We start from the raw sequence: 17,845 nt of genomic DNA on the forward strand, positions 1-17,845 counted from the left end.
CGTGCCCGCAAGCGGGTCGAGCGTGCCCAGATCTGCGTCGAGCGTGTCCAGATCTGCGTCGAGCGTGCCCGCAAGCGGGTCGAGCGTGCCCAGATCGGGCTCGAGCGTGTCCAGATCTGCGTCGAGCGTGCCCGCAAGCGGGTCGAGCGTGCCCAGATCTGCGTTGAGCGTGTCCGCAAGCGGGTCGAGCGTGTCCAGATCTGCGTCGAGCGTGTCCACCGGGTGGTTTCGACAAGCTCAACCAGCGGTAGGCCTCCCGCTGTTCGAGCCGTGCTTCTGCTGATCGAGCGGTGCTTCTGCTGATCGAGCTTGTCGAGATCACACCCCGGAGTCGGCGAGCAGTACCCGATAGACGAACTCGGCCTCGGCGCCCAGGACGAGCCCGACGAGGTCGGTGAGCGTGAACGCGAATCCTCGGCCGTGGGCTGGGCCTGTCGAGTCGTCGAGGTGATGCGCGATCTCATGCAGCACCACGAGCTCGCGCAGTGCCCACCGCCCCTCGGAGGATTCTGGGATGGCGATTTCGGCGGTGCGTCGCGCCGGGCCTGCCGGGCGGTACTCCGCCGCCCGGTGCCCTCTGCGCGTGCGGACCGACACCGGATGTGTGGCGCACGAAAACCTTTGCACGACAACAGGCATCGCGAGTACCCGCGACACGTAGTCGCGCACGGAGGTCACCGAGCCGAACACCACCTCGACCGGCAGTGTCAGTTCGGTGCCGGCCAGTCGGACGGTGCGTCCGGCCCCGGCTCCTTCGAACAAGCGCATCGCCATTCGCTCGGCCTCGTAGAACCGGGTGCGGCCGGTATCGCGCGGCCGGGGGACGTCGTTCATCGTTGCCGATGCTAGCTCTGGGCGCGGCGCGGTCGGCGGGACTGTTCACAGGGGGGTGATCTCGACAAGCTCGATCAGCGGGGGGTCGCTCGATCAGCGGGGGGTCGCTCGATCAGCAGGCGCACGCTGGTTGAGTTCATCGAAACCACCCGGTGGGCACACTCGACTCGGTTGTGGGCACACTCGACTCGGTTGTGGGCACGGTCGACTCGGTTGTGGGCACGCTAGACCCGCTTGCGGACACGATCGACGCAGATCTGGGCACGGTCGACTTGGTTGTGGGCACGCTCAACACGGATGTGGGCACGCTCGACGGAGATGTGGGCACGGTCGACGGAGATGTGGGCACGCTCGACGGAGATGTGGGCACGCTCGACCAAGGCGGCGGGTCGGTCAGATGGCGCCGCTCGATTGGAAGGTGAGGTAGCTCGGGTGCGCGGGGTCGAGGACGAGGCGTTGCTTACGCCCGCGCGCCTTGATCAGGTCGGGCACCACGGTGAGGTAGCGGGGAAAGCTCGCCGCGTACACGTCGACCCGCAGTCGGTGCCCGGGTTCGAGGACGGCGTCGGTCGGCACGAGGTCGACGTCGATGCGCACCGGGACGTCGGCGGGTACGGGCAGTTTGCGTTTGCGTGAGAGATAGTGATGCGCGCTCACCAGGCTGCCGTCGGACGCGTAGGTCGACTTGCTCGGGTCCAGCGCCCGATTCGACGACGACAGCGCCCCGTTGGTCAGCACGCGCGACGTGCCGTCGGGTGCCACGTCGTTGATCGTGACCGCCCAGATCGCTTCATGCGCAGTGGTGGCCACGTTGAGCCGCAGATTCATCGCGCCACTGATCGACGTCGACTCCTCGACCGGTGCGCTGGTGAACGAGAGCGCCCCGCGTTCCTGGAAGCGCGCGTCGAATCCGAAATGCGGCCCCAGCGCCGACGTGGCGCCGGCGGTCACCTGCGTCATGTCGCGCGAGATCAACCCGCGCACGTCCGGTCGGATATGCAGCGACGCGTACTCGCCCTCGGGGGAGCCGCGCAGCGCCCCGTCGTGGACGCAGTGCGGCGCCGTCTGCGACTCCTCGTCGACGAGGTAGAGACGCCGCGGTGAGACGCCCGGTCGTGGGTACTCGGTGCCCGCGGTCCAGGTGCCGCCCTGCTGCCGCATCGTGACCGGGCCGTAGAACTCGACGCCGTTGCGCTGTCCCTTGAGCCATCGGTCGAACCAGGCGCGTTCGAGCACGTCGAGGCGGGGCGGGGCGAACGGCCCGCCGTATCCCGACCCGGCGTCGAAGTGGTAGCCGTCGCCGACGATCATCTGCTTGCGGCCCGGGTCGAGCTGCAGACGCTCGTAGATGCCGGTGGCGCTGCGGCCGAAAAGGTCGTGCCAGGCGCCCACGGTGAACGTGGGCACCTCGATCCGGTCGATCCGGGGATCGCGTTCATCGAAGTAGGGGTCGTCGAAGATGCGGTCGTCGCGAGCGGTGAGAAAGCCCCACAACAACGACGGCAGTTCGGTGGCGGGGGAGGCCAGGCGGTCGCGCAGCCAGCCGAAGGCGTTGCCGCGCAACACATCCTGCAGTACCGTCGACGGATTCGGCACCCACTTGAGCACGTTGACCACCGACAGCCATGCCGGGATGAACGCCGACGGCATCCCGCCGGTGATGTAGATGTCGCGGACGATGTCATCGCAGCCCTCGACCGCGAAGACCGCTCCGAGTTGCGCGGGTCGCTTATCGGCGGCCTGCAGCGAGTTGATCGCCGAGTACGACCACCCGGCCAGGCCGACGGCCCCGTCGCACCACTGCTGATCGGCCACCCAGTCGATGATCTCCACCGAATCCTGCTGTTCGCGCGCTCCGAGGATCTCCCACTTGCCGCGGCTGGCGCCGGTTCCGCGCACGTCGACGATCACCTGGACGTATCCGCTGCGCACCAGGTTGCGGTTGATGCCGAACACGTCGAGGACGCCGCCGGCCAGCGTCGCGGTGAGGTTGGTGAGACCTTCGAGTGCGGTCCCGGATGCGTCGACCGACCGTGATGCCGCGCGTACCGCGGTGCCGAGCACCGGTGCGTGCATGGTGGTGTCGATGAAGTCGATGGCGGCCCGGTTGTACGGGTTGATGTTGACGATGGCCGGATAGGGGGTCTCGACCGTCTTCCCGAAGCGCGTGGCAGGTCGGACCACCGTCGCGGCGAGCCGAACCCCGTCGCTCATCGTGATCGAGACGTTCCGGTCGATGGTCACCTTGGGATACAGGAGTTCGCCGTCGACCTGGTCGCGCCAGCGCATCCCGTCGGCGCCACCCGTCGGGTCGCCGAATGGCAGCGTGCCGAAATGTGGGCCGTCGAGACCCTGGCGACGTGCGCGCGAGGGCGACAAGGGGCTCGGCTGGGGTAGACCGATCTGGAACGCCATGGTGCATCACCTGCCTGGGGTAATCGGCCACAAGCGACGTCTGTCCCTGCTCGAGGGATCGTCCGCCTGCCCCTACACCCCGTCGTGGTTGGTCGGAGTGACACGAAACTCGAAGAATAATGTGTCCCGGGTCACTCCGCCGATTGAGAATAGCTCACCCCACATATCGGATTGCTAACCGTGTGGAATCGATTAGGTGAGGAACCTCACACCATGATCCCGCTCTTCAGCCCCGGTGCTCGGGCAGGTTCAGGTCGACGGCGGCAGCCGCCTCGAGCACCATCCACGCCGACAACTGCACCGACAGATCCCGTTCGGGTACCTCGGATGAATTCACGGCCCCGCCGACGAACGACGCCTCCTTGCCGGCGCGGGTGGGCATGCGCGCGGATTCGTGCCAGTCGGCACTGAACACGACGTGCTCCCCGTCGGTGGCGCGCGTCGCCCAGGCCGCGTCGGCGCTGGTGAGGACGAGGTGCGCGGCACGGCGTCGGACGTCGTCGGCTCCGGGGAGCCCCGCGGGCAGGTCGGTGGCCACCAGCGCCAGATATCGGGCCAACACCCCCATGAAGAGGCCACCGTCGCCGCCGCCCTGACCGCGGATGATGCCGCCCGGGCATTCGTGCGCCTCGACGGCCGTGAGCAGGCGCTCGATGCGGTCGAGATGGACGGTGTCGCCGGTATGGCGCAACGCTTCGAGTTCGGCGCCGAGCACGACTCCCTGGCAGTAGGTGTAGATCGCGGTGACGCGCGTGAATGTGCCGGGCCCGTCGGGTTTGATGCCGTCGATCACCAGGTGTGACTCCGGGTCGACGAGGTGGGCATCCATCCACTCGCACATGGCCAGCGCGCGGTCGGGATGTCCGGCGCGGGCGAGCAGGATCGCCGCGGGTCCGTTGGCGGGGGCGTTGAAGAACGTGTCGACCGTCCGCCACGGGATGCCGCCGCCCTTCTCGGGCTCCCACGCGCGGTACATGCGGCCGGCGAGTGTGCGCAGCGCACGGGCGTGGTGCAGTGAAAGGTGACGGTCGGCGCGTTCGATGGCCAGTCCCAGCCAGGCCATGTCGTCGTAATAGTTGTTGGTCCAGCGCCAGAGATTGCGGATGCGGATGCCGCGCAGCAGGCGGGTGGCGGTGCCGGCCAGGGCGGAGTCGTAGTCGGTGTTGTCTGTCGGGCGGTGGATGGCGGCGTCGGTGATCAGGTCGAGCAGGTGGGCGTGCCACCAGTAGTGCCAGAATCCGAAGCGGCTGCGGACGATCTCCAACGGCAGATGGCCCAGCGGCCAGGCGATGGACGCGAGCCGGGTGCCGGGAATCCACCACGCAGTGCGCAGGTGGCGGCGCAGGACCGCGTCGGCGGCGATCGCGGCCCGCTCGTTGGGGGAGCGGGGATCGTCGGGGGCTCCGGGCGCGGATTTGGAGGCGTAACCCATGGTCGGGTAGCCTATTGCCTTGGTGTGACATGAGTGCGAAGCGCGCATGTCGTATCGGTTCAACCAGAGACCGTTGGTCATCGGGAGCGATCCCGATCGAAGGACGACGAGATGTCGGCGACCCACGCAGGGAGAACGAGGAATAGCGGCGCCTACATGTGCGCTCGTACTACGCCCCGTGCCTTCTGCGTGCCGGGGCGTTCGTCATCTCCGGCCCCTTCGCGACCGCTGCACAGCGTGCGGATCCGCGCCTCTGCGTCGAACACGACCAACTCTAGTGATGAGGAAGGAGGCGAAGTATGGCCAAGTCCGACAAGGTTTCCGCAGTTGCGGAGATCGCAGAGCAGTTCGAGGGCGCAACGGCAACGGTCGTCACGGAATACCGTGGACTGTCCGTCAGCCAGATCACCGAACTGCGACGCTCCCTCGGTGAGGGTGCAACCTACTCCGTCGCCAAGAACACCCTGGTGAAGCGTGCCGCCGAGAAGGCGGGCGTGGCAGGGCTCGACGAGCTGTTCACCGGTCCGACCGCTATCGCCTTCATCGAGGGCGAGCCGGTGGTGGCCGCGAAGGCGATCAAGAACTTCGCCAAGGACAACAAAGCGCTGGTCATCAAGGGCGGATACATGGACGGCAAGCCGCTGTCCGTGGCGGAGATCGAGCAGATCGCCGACCTTGAGACCCGTGAGGTTCTGTTGGCCAAGCTCGCCGGTGCCATGAAGGGCAACTTGGCAAAGGCTGCCGGACTGTTCAACCAGCCGGCTTCGCAGGTGGCGCGCCTGGCCGCGGCCCTGCAGGAGAAGAAAACCGAAGCCGGCGAATAAGCCGCACAAGCTATCCCCACTTGCGGGATGACACCCAACCCCCCGCAAGGGGACTGACAGGAAGGACGCCATCATGGCGAAGCTCACCGCTGACGAGCTCATCGATCAGTTCAAGGAACTGACCCTGCTGGAGCTCAGCGATTTCGTGAAGAAGTTCGAAGAGGTCTTCGAGGTCACCGCGGCCGCTCCGGTCGCCGTTGCCGCTGCCGGTGCTCCGGCTGCCGGTGGTGCCGCTGAGGCCGCCGCCGAGCAGGACGAGTTCGACGTCGTGCTCGAGGGCGCGGGCGACAAGAAGATCCAGGTGATCAAGGTCGTGCGCGAGATCGTCTCGGGCCTCGGCCTCAAGGAAGCCAAGGACCTCGTCGAGAGCGCTCCGAAGGCCCTGCTGGAGAAGGTCGACAAGGAGGCCGCCGAGGCCGCCAAGACCAAGCTCGAAGAGGCCGGCGCCAAGGTCTCCGTCAAGTAAGTCTTCTTACACGACGACCGAAGGAGCCCGGGACAGCATGTCTGTCCCGGGCTCCTTTGCGTTGAGCGCGCCCGACGCCCGCTGGTTGGGCGCGCCGTTCGCTGGTTGAGCGTGCCCGACGCCCGCTGGTTGAGCGCCACCCGATGGTTGAGCGCGCCGCCCGCTGGTTGAGCTTGTCGAAACCACCCACTGGTTGAGCGTGCCGCCCGCTGGTTGAGCTTGTCGAAACCATCCGCTGGTTGAGCGCGCCGTTCGCTGGTTGAGCTTGTCGAAACCATCCGCTGGTTGAGCGCGCCGTTCGCTGGTTGAGCTTGTCGAAACCACCCGCGGGCACGCTCGACGGCGATCTGGGCACGCTCAACGCGGATCTGGGCACGCTCAACGCGGATCTGGGCACGCTCGACGGCGATCTGGGCACGCTCGACGGCGATCTGGGCACGCTCAACGCGGATCTGGGCACGCTCGACCCGGATCCGGGCACGCTCGACATGTGATGCGCACCGCACTTTTGCTACCCCGGTGGCATCGGCTACTCTCAGCAAGCGCCGAAGTTACTGCGGGGTAGTTGTGCGGAAACGCAAAACGCCCGGTGTGGTGTGTCGACTGCTCGGCGTCGGCTAGAGTGACCCCAACCACATCAGCTGTCGGGGGTCGCGCGGGTGGTCGGATGCGGTGCGGCGCACGTCGGGGCAGAGTTCTGGAGGAGATTTCGTGGGTGTTGAGGTCAGCGTCGAGGGGCTTACCAAGTCGTTCGGTTCGCAGAACATTTGGCGCGATGTCACTCTGACTCTTCCCGCGGGCGAGGTGTCGGCCCTGCTGGGTCCGTCGGGTACCGGCAAGTCGGTGTTCCTCAAGACCCTGATCGGCCTGCTGCATCCCGAGCAGGGGTCGGTGGTCATCGACGGCACCGACATCACCCAGTGTTCGGCCAAGGAACTCTACGAGATCCGCAAACTGTTCGGTGTGCTGTTCCAGGACGGCGCGCTCTTCGGGTCGATGAGCCTCTACGACAACATCGCCTTCCCGCTTCGTGAGCACACGAAGAAGAAGGAGGACGAGGTCCGCAGCATCGTGATGGAGAAGATCGACCTCGTCGGTCTGGCGGGCGCCGAGGACAAACTCCCCGGCGAGATCTCCGGCGGTATGCGCAAGCGCGCCGGCCTGGCCCGCGCGCTGGTCCTCGACCCGCAGATCATCCTGTGCGACGAGCCCGACTCCGGCCTCGACCCGGTCCGCACCGCATACATCTCGCAGCTGCTGATCGACATCAACTCCCAGATCGACGCGACGATCCTCATCGTGACCCACAACATCAACATCGCCCGGACCATCCCGGACAACATCGGCATGCTGTTCCGCAAGGAACTCGTCATGTTCGGGCCCCGCGAGCAACTGCTGACCTCCGAGCAGCCCGTCGTCAAGCAGTTCCTCTCCGGCGACCGCTTCGGTCCGATCGGCATGTCGGAGGAGAAGGACGAGGCCGTTGCCGCGCAGGAGGCGGCGATGCAGGCCGCGGGTATCTCCGGCGGCGGCACCAAGGACGACTTCACCGAGATCATCCCGCAGGTGCAGCCCAATCCCGGTATGCCCGAACGCAAGGCGGTCGCACGACACCGCAAACGTGTGCTGGAGTTGCTGCCCGAATTGCCGGAGAACGCGCAGCGCGCCATCCGCGAGTCGATGGACGCCGAGGACCAGATCCGCGAGGAGGCGCGCGCCCACGCCGCCAACACCGAGGGCGTCGAATGGACCGACACCGACGGCGGCGCGATGGTCGGCACCGAGAGCGTCATGGTGGACACCTCCACCGACGTCATCGATCACGGCGACGGATATCACGGGTACGGGGACGACGGTCACGACCAGGCCGCCAATCGTGACTACGCCGGGGACAATGCACCCACCCAGGAGTGGGCCACCCCCGACAGTTCCGCCACCCAGCCCATCGACACCGGTCGTGGTGAGGGTGGGGGACGCCACCACACCGGGGGCGCGTAGGTATGCCGAATGCCACCACGCGTGGCGTCGACAAGGTCGCACAGGCAGGGACGAGTGCACTGGCCCAGACGGGCAACATCGTCCAACTGTTCGTCGATGTCGCGCGACAGACCTTTGTGCGCCCATTCCAGTGGCGTGAATTCCTCCAGCAGGCGTGGTTCATCGCCAGCGTGACGATCCTGCCGACCGCGCTGATCGCGATCCCGTTCGGTGCGATCGTGTCGCTGCAGACCGGCTCGCTGATCAAACAGCTCGGTGCCGAGTCATACACGGGTGCGGCCAGCGTGCTGGTGGTGATCCAGCAGGGTTCCCCACTGGTGACGTCCCTGCTGATCGCCGGTGCGGCGGGGTCGGCGGTGGCCGCCGACCTGGGCTCGCGCACCATCCGCGAGGAGATCGACGCGATGGAGGTGCTGGGCATCAACCCCATCCAGCGCCTGGTGGTGCCTCGTGTGCTCGCGATGGTGCTGGTGGCCATCCTGCTCAACGGCCTGGTCGCGGTGGTCGGTATCGCGGGCGGCTACTTCTTCAACGTCGTGGTGCAGGGCGGCACCCCGGGCGCCTACCTGGCGTCGTTCGGCGCGCTCGCCCAGCTTCCCGACCTGTGGGTGTCGTTGTTCAAGGCGGCCGTGTTCGGTGTGCTGGCCGGTGTGATCGCGGCCTACAAGGGACTCACCCCCAAGGGTGGTCCGAAGGGTGTGGGCGACGCGGTCAACCAGGGTGTGGTCATCACCTTCCTGCTGCTGTTTCTGGCCAACCTGATCATCACTGCGGTCTACCTGCAGATCGTCCCGGCGAAGGGGAGCTGACATGGCCGGTGGCGTGACGATCTCCAAGAGCCGTCCGGAATACATCGCGTACGAGGCGCGCAAGCAGCTCGGGAAGCCGCTGAAGATTCTCGACGGCGCGGGCGAACAGATGTCGTTCTACGGCCGCACCCTGGCCTGGATTCCGCGCACCCTGATCCACTACACCCGCGAGGTGCTGCGTCTGCTCGCCGAGGTCGCCTTCGGCTCGGGTGGTCTCGCGGTGATCGGCGGCACGGTCGGTGTGATGGTGCTGATGTCGGGATTCACCGGCGTCGTCGTCGGTCTGCAGGGCTACGCCGCGCTCGACCAGATCGGCTCGCAGGTACTCACCGGCTTCCTGTCGGCGTATGTGAACACCCGTGAGGTGGCGCCGCTGGTTGCCGGGCTGGCGTTGTCGGCAACGGTGGGTTGCGGTTTCACCGCCCAGCTCGGCGCGATGCGCATCTCCGAGGAGATCGACGCGCTGGAATCGATGGCGGTGCCCTCGATCCCGTTCCTCGTCTCGACACGTGTGATCGCCGGTTTCATCGCGGTCATCCCGCTCTACGTCCTCGGTCTGCTGTCGGCGTATCTGGCCTCGCGTGTGGTCACCACCGTGTTCAACGGGCAGTCCGGCGGGTCCTACGACCACTACTTCAACCTCTTCCTGCCACCGGCGGACGTGCTGTGGTCCTTCGGTAAGGTGCTGGTGTTCGCGTTCGTGATCATCCTGGTGCACTGCTATTACGGCTACTACGCGTCGGGCGGCCCCGCGGGCGTCGGCGTGGCCGTCGGACACGCCGTCCGAGCGGCGCTGGTGTTGATCGCGGTCCTCGACTTCTTCCTGGGCCTGGCCATCTGGGGCACCACCACCACCGTGCGAGTGGGGGGTTGACCCGATGAGCACGCTGCGGACCAGACTGCTCGGTCTGGTGTTCTTCATCGTGGTCGCGCTGTTTCTGGCCGTCACGATCATGAAGTTCAACAAGGATTTCACGACGTTCACCGACGTCACCCTCAAGACGGATTCCGTCGGAAACGCGTTGCCGGCCAACGCGGATGTGAAGGCGCGCGGCGTGATCGTGGGGGAGGTGCGGTCGGTCCATCCGGCGCCCGACGGCAGCGTCGACGTCACCCTCGGACTCAATCCCGACATGGCCGATCAGCTGCCCGTCGACACCACCGCGCGTATCCTGCCCAAGACGCTGTTCGGCGAACGCTACGTGGCGCTGCAGGTGCCGACGGACTGGTCGGGACCGACGCTGACCAACGGTGCGACCATCGAGACCGACAAGAGCGGCAACGCCAAAGAGGTCCAGGACCTGCTCGACCGCTTGCTGCCGGTGCTGCAGGCGATCCCCCCGCAGGACCTCAACGTCACCCTCACCTCGTTGTCGCAGGCACTGTCGGGTCGCGGCGACCAGATCGGCACGACCCTCGAAGACCTCAACACGATCTTCTCCCGGCTCGCCGAGAAGCAGAATCTCGACGCGCTCGAGGGCACGCTGCAGGGTTTGGCGTCCTTCTCGCAGACCTACTCGCAGGCGCTGCCCGACGTCGTCGACGCGCTCGACAACCTCCGGACGACCAACGCCACCATCGTCGAGCGCCAGCAGGACCTGCGGACGTTGATCTCCACGGTCGGCGTCGCCGCCACCGACACCACGCAGTGGTTGCAGCGCAATGGCAACAACCTGGTGAATCTCGTCGTCGATTCCGAGCCCTTCCTGGTGGGACTGGCCAAGCAGTCGCCGACCTTCACCTGTACCTTCCACAATTTCGCCACCCTGATCCCGGAGTCGAAGAACATTGTCGGTGTGGGCACCAAGAACCCGGGTGTGCGGGTGAACCTGCAGTTCGTCAACCCGCGCGGGCGGTATCTGCCCAACCAGGACGAGCCACGTTTCTTCGACACCGACCCGCCCGCGGTGTGCTACGAACCGCCGACCGACGGCCGGCCGTTCCCGCAGTATCCCGGCGGCGGCCTCGCCGACGGTTCCTACCAGCCTCCGTCGCGCAATGCGGGACCGACCAGTGTGCCGAAACTGCCGCAGCCGCAGTTCACCCGCACCCCGGTGGGTGTCATCCGGGCCAACTCGTTCGATGACCCCACCTACCGTGACCAGCTCAAGGTGATCTACGGCGCGGCGAGCGGGGTCAACCCCGAAGACGTGCCCACCTGGGTCACCATGATCGGTGGCGCACCGCTGCAGGGGGCGGAGGTGCACATCAAATGACCTCGATCCGCGGACCGCTGATCAAGCTGATCATCTTCGCCGTGATCACCGTCGTGGCGACCGGCCTGCTCGCGCTGACCATCGCCAACGTCGGTGGTGGCGGCGGCAAGGACTACACGGCGATCTTCTCCGACGCGTCGCTGCTCAACAAGGGCGACGACGTGCGCATCGCCGGTGTGCGCGTCGGTCAGGTGTCCGACGTGGCCGTGTACGACAAGAATCGCGCGAAGGTCGACTTCAGCGTGAACCGTGACCTGCCCGAGGGCACCCAGATCTACATCCGGTACCGCAACCTCACCGGCCTGCGTTATGTGGCGCTGGAGAAGGGTGCGGGTGACCCGTCCCAGACGGTCAAACCCGGCTACACGTTCGGCGCGGAACCCGGCAGCACCGACACCCATCCCGCGGTGAACCTCACCGAACTGTTCAACGGCTTCAAGCCGCTGTTCCGGGAGTTGTCGGCCGACGACGTCAACAAGCTCTCCAACGAGATCATCCAGGTGTTCCAGGGTGAGCAGACCTCGGTCACCGAACTGCTCTCCAACACCGCCGACCTGACCAACGCGATCGCCGACAAGGATGCGGTCATCGGGGATCTGATCACCAACCTGACCAAGGTGCTCGACACGGTCAACCGCAACGACGAGAACTTCACCGCACTGCTCGACAACACCGAGCAGCTGGTCACCGGGCTTGCGGCGCAACGCAATTCGGTGGGGTCGGCGATCACATCGGTGTCCAATCTGACCGCGGTGACCTCCTCGATCCTGACCCCGACGCGCCCGGCGATCCAGGGCGACATCGCCGGACTCAAACAGCTCGCCGACCAGGTGAACGCGCGTCGCGGTGACGTGGCCCAGATCCTGACCAACCTGCCGGTCAAGCTCCAGAAGATCGGCCGGGCCGCCACCTTCGGGTCCTGGTTCCAGTTCTATCTGTGCGGCATCGACGTGGTGGCCGGCAACGGCAAGTCGACACTGCTGACGCAGCCGCTGGTGCCGCTGCCCTACATCAATCATGTGCTCTACACCAGCGCGGCATCCCGCTGCTGGAAAGACAACAAGCCAGGGGGGTGAGCATGGCCGACAAACCACACCACAAACGGTTCGGCGGGCACCGCAGCCCGGTGAGCATCGGCGCGATCGGCGTCTTGGTGATCCTCATGCTCGCCATCTCGTCGTTCTATCTGACGTCGCTGCCGCTGCTCGGGGCCGCCGCGCGGTACACCGCCACGTTCACCGAGGCCGCCGGACTGGTGAAGGGGTCGGAGGTCCGCGTCGCCGGGGTCAAGGTCGGTGAGGTCGATTCGGTGGAACTCGACGGCAACCGCGTCGACGTCGGCTTCCGGGTGACCAACACCTGGATCGGTAATCAGACGCAGGCATCGATCCAGATCAAGACGATCCTCGGCCAGAAGTACCTCGCGCTCAATCCGCGGGGCAGCGAACCCGCCAACCCCAACGTCGCGCTCACCGACACGGTGTCGCCCTACGACGTGATCGAGGCGTTCTCCGACGCCGCGGATTCGATCGAGACGCTCGACACCAAACAGCTCGCCACGTCGATGCAGACGCTCTCGGACACGTTCTCGGGCACCGCGGGCGACGTGGGACCCGCACTCGACGGCATTTCCCGGTTGTCGAACACCATCGCCAGCCGCGATCAGGAAGTACAGAAGCTGCTCCTCGCCACGAAGAGCACCTCGAAGATCCTCGCCGACCGCAACCAGGAGTTCGTCAAGCTCATCGCCGGGGCCGGCCAGTTGCTCGACGAGCTCAACAACCGGCAGAAGTCCATCGCGGCGCTGTTGCGGACCACCACGACGCTGAGCACCTCGTTGAGCGGCATCGTCGCCGACAACCAGGCGCAGATCGGGCCGGCGCTGCAGTCACTCAAGGGTGTCAATCAGCTACTGCAGGAACAGAATCAGAACCTGCAGCAGACCATCACCTACATGGCGCCGTTCTACCGGCTCTACGCCAACGTGCTCGGCAACGGCCGCTGGTTCGAGTCCGTGGTGACCAACCTCCTGCCACCGGCCCTGCCGCAGCAGAACACGACGCGGCCGCCGAACAAGACGGCGAACCAGAACCAAGGTGGAACGGAGGCAACCGGATGACCGCCCCGGATCTCACCAACACCTCCGGCCCGGGACGCTGGTTCACCCCGCGCCACATCGTGTTCGGCGTCATCGGCCTGATCCTGGCGCTGATCGTCGCGGGGGCGCTGTGGTGGGTGTATGCGGCAACCGGCACCACCAAGATCACCGCGACCTTCGCCCGCTCCGTGGGCATCTACGAGGGATCCGATGTGCGGGTGCTCGGCGTGCCCGTCGGCAAGGTGGACAAGGTGACCCCCGACGGCCAGACCGTCAAGGTCACCATGACCGTCGACCGCGGCGTCACCCTGCCCGCCGATGTGCGTGCGGTGCAGGTGATCCCGTCGGTGGTCGCCGACCGTTACGTGCAGCTGACCCCGGCGTATTCGGGGGGACCCAAGGCGTCGCGTGAGATCACCCTGACCAAGGACCAGACGATGGTGCCGGTCGAGGTCGATCAGGTCTACGCCAGCGTGAAGAAGCTCTCCGACGCGTTGGGGCCGCAGGGCGCCAACAAGGACGGCGCGGTCAGCGACCTGGTCGCGGTCGGCGCGCAGAATCTGCAGGGCAACGGCGAGAAGCTGGGGTCGGCGATCGAGAACTTATCGAAGGCCTCCACCACGTTGTCGGATTCGCGCGGCAACCTCGTCGACACCATCAAGAACCTCAACGTGTTCGTCGGGGCGCTCGAGGAGAACGACGCGCAGGTGCGCCAGTTCAACAACCAGATGGCGTCGTTCACCACGTTCTTGGCCGGCGAACGCCAGCAGTTGTCGGCGGCGCTGAACAAGCTGTCGATCGCGCTGGGCGACGTGGCCACCTTCATCTCCGACAACCGTGAGCAGTTGGGGCAGACGCTCAAGGATCTGCAGCCGACCACCCAGGCGCTGGTCAACACGCAGCAGAGTCTCAAGGAGACCCTGACGGTGCTGCCGCTGACCATCAACAACCTCATCAACGCCTACGACGCCGAGTCGGGCACGCTGGCGATGCGGCTGACCATCCCGGACCTGCAGGACCCGCTCGCCTCGGGGTGCAAGTTCCTCGATCTCGGGTCGCTGCTGCCGGGCAACCCGGCCGCCGACCAGTTCAGCGACACCCTCAAACCCCTCATCAACGCGTGCGCCGGTATCGCCGGGCAGATCACCGAGGGTGTGCTCGAACCGCTGCTGCCGGTGCTGCCGTTCGGCATCATGAGCAACAACAAGCTGCAGAGATACCCGGTGCCGGGCACCGTGCCCGGTACCCCGGACCCGCAGCTGAACCCGGGACCGGCAACCACCCCGAAACCGTCCGCGGCACCGAAGCCGTCCGCATCGCCGAAGCCGTCGGCCCAGCCGCGGGGAGGCAACTGATGACGCGCCGCGTTCGAGGGACCGCGTGGGTGCGCCTGGTGGCCGTGCTGGTGGCGCTGGCCGCCGCCGTGACGGTGGCCGGTTGCGGTAGCAACGGCCTGCAGTCCATCCCACTGCCCGGAGGCGTGGACACCGGCGACAATCCGCGCACCTACAAGATCCAGTTCGCCAACATCCTCGACCTGGTGCCCCAGTCGGTGGTGAAGCAGGGTGGCATCCCGGTGGGTCGCGTCACCAAGGTCGAGGTCCCCGACAACGAGTGGTACGCGCTGGTCACCGTCGAGGTGAAGGGCGCCGTGGATCTGTCGGATCAGGCGACGGCGGCGGTGCAGCAGACGTCGCTGCTGGGGGAGAAGTTCGTCGCACTCGACGAGCCGAAGAACAGCGAATCGCTGCCCAAACAGAACCCGGCGATGCCCATCCCGCTGGCACGCACCCGCACGGCCACCGACATCGAGCAGGTGCTCGGCGCGCTCGCGATGCTGCTCAACGGCGGCGGGATCAACCAGCTCGAACCGATCGTCACCGAGCTGAACAAGGCTCTCGGCGGGTCGCGTGCGGGCAACGTGAATCAGCTCCTGCGCAGCGCCAGCGACCTGATGGCCGGGCTCAACCGACAGCGTGACGACATCATCGCGGCCATCGACGGACTCGATCAGCTTTCCGCCAGGGCGGCCAAGCAGACCGTGCAGATCGACCGGATTCTCAAGGAGTTGCCCGCGGGTGTCGCGGTGCTCGAGGAGCAGCGCCCGCAGTTCGTGGACCTGCTGACCAAGCTCGACACGCTCGGGCAGGTGGGCACCGACGTGCTCACCCGGTCACGGGACGCGCTGGTGACCGATCTCAAGGCCCTGCGCCCGGTGCTGACCGAACTGGCCAAGGCCACCCCCGATCTGGTGACGGCGGCGCCGCTGATGCTGACCCACCCGTTCCCCGACTGGTTGCTGCCGGCGGCGCAGGGTGATGCGACCAACCTGTTCATGACCCTCGACCTGCGCACCCTCAATCAGCTCGAAGCGCTCGGTGTCGGTCAGGGGACGCCGAAGTATTCTCCGCCGCAGCGACATTCGGTTCCGGTGAATCCGCGCAACCCGTACTACAACGGCAACGGGCCGCGCTACGGGTGGCCGACGGTCACGTTGCTGCCGCCGGGCCCCAACTGGAAACCGGGACCCAACACGCCGCCGTCGGGTGGTACCTACCCGGCCTCGGCGACGGCGCCCGCGCCCGGTAGCGCCAAGCCGGCGAACATCCCCGTGCCCGCGTCCGACGACCAGCGGTTCCTCGACGGTCCGCTGAGCCTTCTGGGGGTCAGCCGATGATCAGCAGACTCGCAAAGATTCAACTGATCGTGTTCGCGGTGGTGGGCATTCTGGCCATCGTGTACGTGGGTGCCAAGTACGCCCGCCTCGACAAGCTGGCCGGGATCGGCACCTACACGGTGACGGCGGCCATGAAGGATTCCGGGGGCATCTTCACCAACGCCGAGGTGACCTACATGGGCATTCCGGCGGGTCGTGTCGGGGACATGAAGCTGACGTCGTCGGGTGTGGACGTGCCGTTGGTGCTCAACTCGGGTGGTCCGAAGATTCCGGTGGATTCGGTTGCGGTGGTGGCCAATCGGTCGGCGATCGGTGAGCAGTTCGTGGATCTGCAGCCGCAGACGACGTCGGGTCCGTATCTGGCGGACGGGTCGGTGATCACGCGGACGTCGGTGCCGCCGCCGTTGGAGGACGTGGTGGCGTCGGCGCTGGATTTCACGTCGTCGATCCCGATCGACGATCTGCGCACCGTGGTGACCGAGCTGGGCAAGGCGTTCAACGGTCAGGCAGACAATCTGGTGCGGTTGACCGACTCGTTGTCGAAGTTGTCGCGTGCGGGCGTGGATTCGTTGCCGGAGACCATTTCGCTGATCAACAGTGCGGATTCGGTGTTGGCCACGCAGGCGGCGCAGTCGGATCAGATCCTGGCGTGGTCGCGGAGTCTGGATCTGATCACCGCGACGTTGGCGTCGTCGGATCCGGATCTGCGGCGCCTGCTGACGACGGGCACGACGTCGGCGACACAGATCTCGAATCTGATCCAGAAGAACGGTGGGGATCTGGCGAAGGTGGTGGGTCAGCTCTCGCAGGTGGCCCACACCATCGAACCGGCGGCATTCATGACGTCGGGGACCTTCGCGATGCTGTCGGCGCTGTCGGCGGGCAGCCACTCGCCGGCCCCCGGTGACGGTCAGATTCACTTCGGAGTCGTGTTGGAGACGAACAACCCGGCGGCGTGTACGCGGGGGTACGGGTCGACGTACGAGATGATCGAGCAGATCAAGAGGAAGAATCCGACGTTCGACATCAACTACGACGATTTCCCGTTCAACGCCAACGCTTCGTGCACGGTGCCGTTCGGCAATCCGACGGGTGTGCGCAGTGCGCAGCGGGTGGAGTATGCGAATCCGGATACGCCCCAGCCGTGGGATTCGACGCCGAAGAAGGACCCGGACAAGTTGAATCTGAATCCGTTGGCGACGCAGTTGGCGTATCTGATGGGTGTGCGTCCGGTGAAGCCGGGCGGCTTCGGAAGAGGATTGGGGTAGGTCCGACGCTGGCAGAGAGCGGAATTGGCTCTCTCTCAGGTCGGATCGCTAAAGTGACCGCCGATGACCAAGACTGACACTGCCGCGCGCCCCGGTCCGGAGGCTGCCGCGGAGACCGGCCGTGGTGGTCGTGGATACACCGTCGCCGGTGTGCTCGCGATCGTCGCGATCGTCGCCGCCGCCGCGTGTGTCGCCTTCTTCGGCTTCCGGGCGTACGAGGCGTACTTCGTGCAGAAGCCCATCCAGTCGGCGCGTGACGGCGCGGTTGCGGGCGCCGAACAGGCCATTCTGAACGTGACCACGGTGGACCCCAAGAACACCGCGGACTGGAAGCGTCGGGTCGACTCCTCGCTGACCGGCAAGGCGCGTGAACAGATCACCGCGCAGGACGTCACCACGCTCAATCAGCAGATCACCCAGGCCGGAACGCAGGCGGCGTCGCTCACCTCACGGCTGAAGCGGTCGGCTCCCACCGAGGTCGACGCCGACGGCGGCACCGCCAAGGTGCTGGTGTACGTCGACGCCACCGCCAAACGGCCCAACGAGGGTGGGGTGACCCAGACCATGGGGTTCTCGGTCACGATGACCAAGGTCGACGGCGCGTGGAAGGCCTCCGACATCTCGCCGCTCGACGGAATCAGTGTCGAGGACCCGGGACAGACCGGACAGAACCCGAGCACGTCGCCCGCTCCGACCCAGGGCGGTGGCTGACCGATGGCCCGTCCGCCCCGTAAGAAGACCGGCTACACGCCTCGCGTTGCCGGCCATACCCGCCCCGTCGAGCGTGCCCAGGATCCCGTTGAGCGTG

General features: G+C 66.4%; 18 protein-coding genes. 14 read left to right on the forward strand and 4 right to left on the reverse strand.

The window, feature by feature from the left end:
- Together ACWDSI_RS12555 and ACWDSI_RS12560 are read right to left on the reverse strand one after the other, a co-directional pair.
- Nucleotides 1-219, reverse strand: a 219-nt coding sequence (locus tag ACWDSI_RS12555) for a hypothetical protein (protein WP_449756729.1), incomplete at its 3' end; no start/stop codon positions are given.
- A gap of 99 nt (nt 220-318) precedes the next feature.
- The gene (locus ACWDSI_RS12560; RefSeq protein ID WP_449756730.1) at nt 319-834 is read right to left on the reverse strand and encodes a TIGR04338 family metallohydrolase; all 516 of its coding nucleotides are present in this window, start codon (nt 832-834) and stop codon (nt 319-321) included.
- A 194-nt stretch (nt 835-1,028) separates the two neighbouring features.
- Between ACWDSI_RS12560 and ACWDSI_RS12565 the strand changes: the two genes are divergently transcribed.
- Nucleotides 1,029-1,256, forward strand: a complete 228-nt coding sequence (locus ACWDSI_RS12565; RefSeq protein ID WP_449746724.1) for a hypothetical protein — start codon at nt 1,029-1,031, stop codon at nt 1,254-1,256.
- On the opposite strand, the gene ACWDSI_RS12570 is transcribed toward ACWDSI_RS12565, so the two are convergent.
- Entirely contained in the window at nt 1,228-3,249 is a 2,022-nt protein-coding gene (locus ACWDSI_RS12570; RefSeq protein ID WP_449756731.1) for a CocE/NonD family hydrolase, read from the reverse strand. The two genes, ACWDSI_RS12565 and ACWDSI_RS12570, sit on opposite strands and share 29 nt — an antisense overlap.
- A 226-nt stretch (nt 3,250-3,475) precedes the next feature.
- Nucleotides 3,476-4,681 (reverse strand): glycoside hydrolase family 76 protein, encoded by a 1,206-nt coding sequence (locus ACWDSI_RS12575; protein WP_449756732.1) that lies wholly within the window; start codon nt 4,679-4,681, stop codon nt 3,476-3,478.
- A gap of 299 nt (nt 4,682-4,980) precedes the next feature.
- Between ACWDSI_RS12575 and rplJ the strand changes: the two genes are divergently transcribed.
- From rplJ to ACWDSI_RS12640, 13 genes are all read left to right on the forward strand, one after another.
- Nucleotides 4,981-5,505, forward strand: a complete 525-nt coding sequence (gene rplJ / locus ACWDSI_RS12580; protein WP_449746721.1) for a 50S ribosomal protein L10 — start codon at nt 4,981-4,983, stop codon at nt 5,503-5,505.
- A 73-nt stretch (nt 5,506-5,578) separates the two neighbouring features.
- Nucleotides 5,579-5,971 carry a 50S ribosomal protein L7/L12 gene (rplL, locus tag ACWDSI_RS12585; RefSeq protein ID WP_449746720.1) on the forward strand — a complete coding sequence of 131 codons (393 nt, stop codon included), beginning with the start codon at nt 5,579-5,581 and terminating at the stop codon, nt 5,969-5,971.
- Between the two features lie 311 nt (nt 5,972-6,282).
- A complete protein-coding gene (locus ACWDSI_RS12590) occupies nt 6,283-6,465 on the forward strand; it encodes a hypothetical protein (protein WP_449756733.1) in 183 nt (60 codons plus the stop codon).
- 217 nt (nt 6,466-6,682) lie between these two features.
- The gene (locus ACWDSI_RS12595; RefSeq protein WP_449746719.1) at nt 6,683-7,969 is read left to right on the forward strand and encodes an ABC transporter ATP-binding protein; all 1,287 of its coding nucleotides are present in this window, start codon (nt 6,683-6,685) and stop codon (nt 7,967-7,969) included.
- A 2-nt stretch (nt 7,970-7,971) separates the two neighbouring features.
- Nucleotides 7,972-8,778: an MlaE family ABC transporter permease gene (locus ACWDSI_RS12600; protein WP_449746718.1), complete on the forward strand. Its 807-nt coding sequence runs from the start codon at nt 7,972-7,974 to the stop codon at nt 8,776-8,778.
- A gap of 1 nt (nt 8,779) precedes the next feature.
- Nucleotides 8,780-9,652, forward strand: coding sequence for an MlaE family ABC transporter permease (locus ACWDSI_RS12605; RefSeq protein ID WP_449746717.1), 873 nt, complete (start codon nt 8,780-8,782; stop codon nt 9,650-9,652).
- A gap of 4 nt (nt 9,653-9,656) precedes the next feature.
- Nucleotides 9,657-10,994: an MCE family protein gene (locus ACWDSI_RS12610; RefSeq protein ID WP_449756734.1), complete on the forward strand. Its 1,338-nt coding sequence runs from the start codon at nt 9,657-9,659 to the stop codon at nt 10,992-10,994.
- Nucleotides 10,991-12,070 carry an MCE family protein gene (locus tag ACWDSI_RS12615; RefSeq protein ID WP_449756735.1) on the forward strand — a complete coding sequence of 360 codons (1,080 nt, stop codon included), beginning with the start codon at nt 10,991-10,993 and terminating at the stop codon, nt 12,068-12,070. Before ACWDSI_RS12610 ends, ACWDSI_RS12615 begins: the two co-directional genes overlap by 4 nt.
- Nucleotides 12,071-12,072: 2 nt before the next feature.
- Nucleotides 12,073-13,113, forward strand: coding sequence for an MlaD family protein (locus tag ACWDSI_RS12620; RefSeq protein WP_449756736.1), 1,041 nt, complete (start codon nt 12,073-12,075; stop codon nt 13,111-13,113).
- Nucleotides 13,110-14,447, forward strand: coding sequence for an MCE family protein (locus ACWDSI_RS12625; protein ID WP_449746713.1), 1,338 nt, complete (start codon nt 13,110-13,112; stop codon nt 14,445-14,447). The genes ACWDSI_RS12620 and ACWDSI_RS12625 overlap by 4 nt, the downstream gene beginning before the upstream one ends.
- Entirely contained in the window at nt 14,447-15,769 is a 1,323-nt protein-coding gene (locus ACWDSI_RS12630) for an MCE family protein (protein ID WP_449746712.1), read from the forward strand. The genes ACWDSI_RS12625 and ACWDSI_RS12630 overlap by 1 nt, the downstream gene beginning before the upstream one ends.
- Nucleotides 15,766-17,037 (forward strand): MCE family protein, encoded by a 1,272-nt coding sequence (locus ACWDSI_RS12635; RefSeq protein WP_449746711.1) that lies wholly within the window; start codon nt 15,766-15,768, stop codon nt 17,035-17,037. The genes ACWDSI_RS12630 and ACWDSI_RS12635 overlap by 4 nt, the downstream gene beginning before the upstream one ends.
- 63 nt (nt 17,038-17,100) lie before the next feature.
- Nucleotides 17,101-17,748 (forward strand): hypothetical protein, encoded by a 648-nt coding sequence (locus ACWDSI_RS12640; RefSeq protein ID WP_449756737.1) that lies wholly within the window; start codon nt 17,101-17,103, stop codon nt 17,746-17,748.
- Nucleotides 17,749-17,845 lie beyond the last annotated feature (97 nt).

It is taken from the genome of Gordonia sp. NPDC003429, assembly GCF_053588575.1.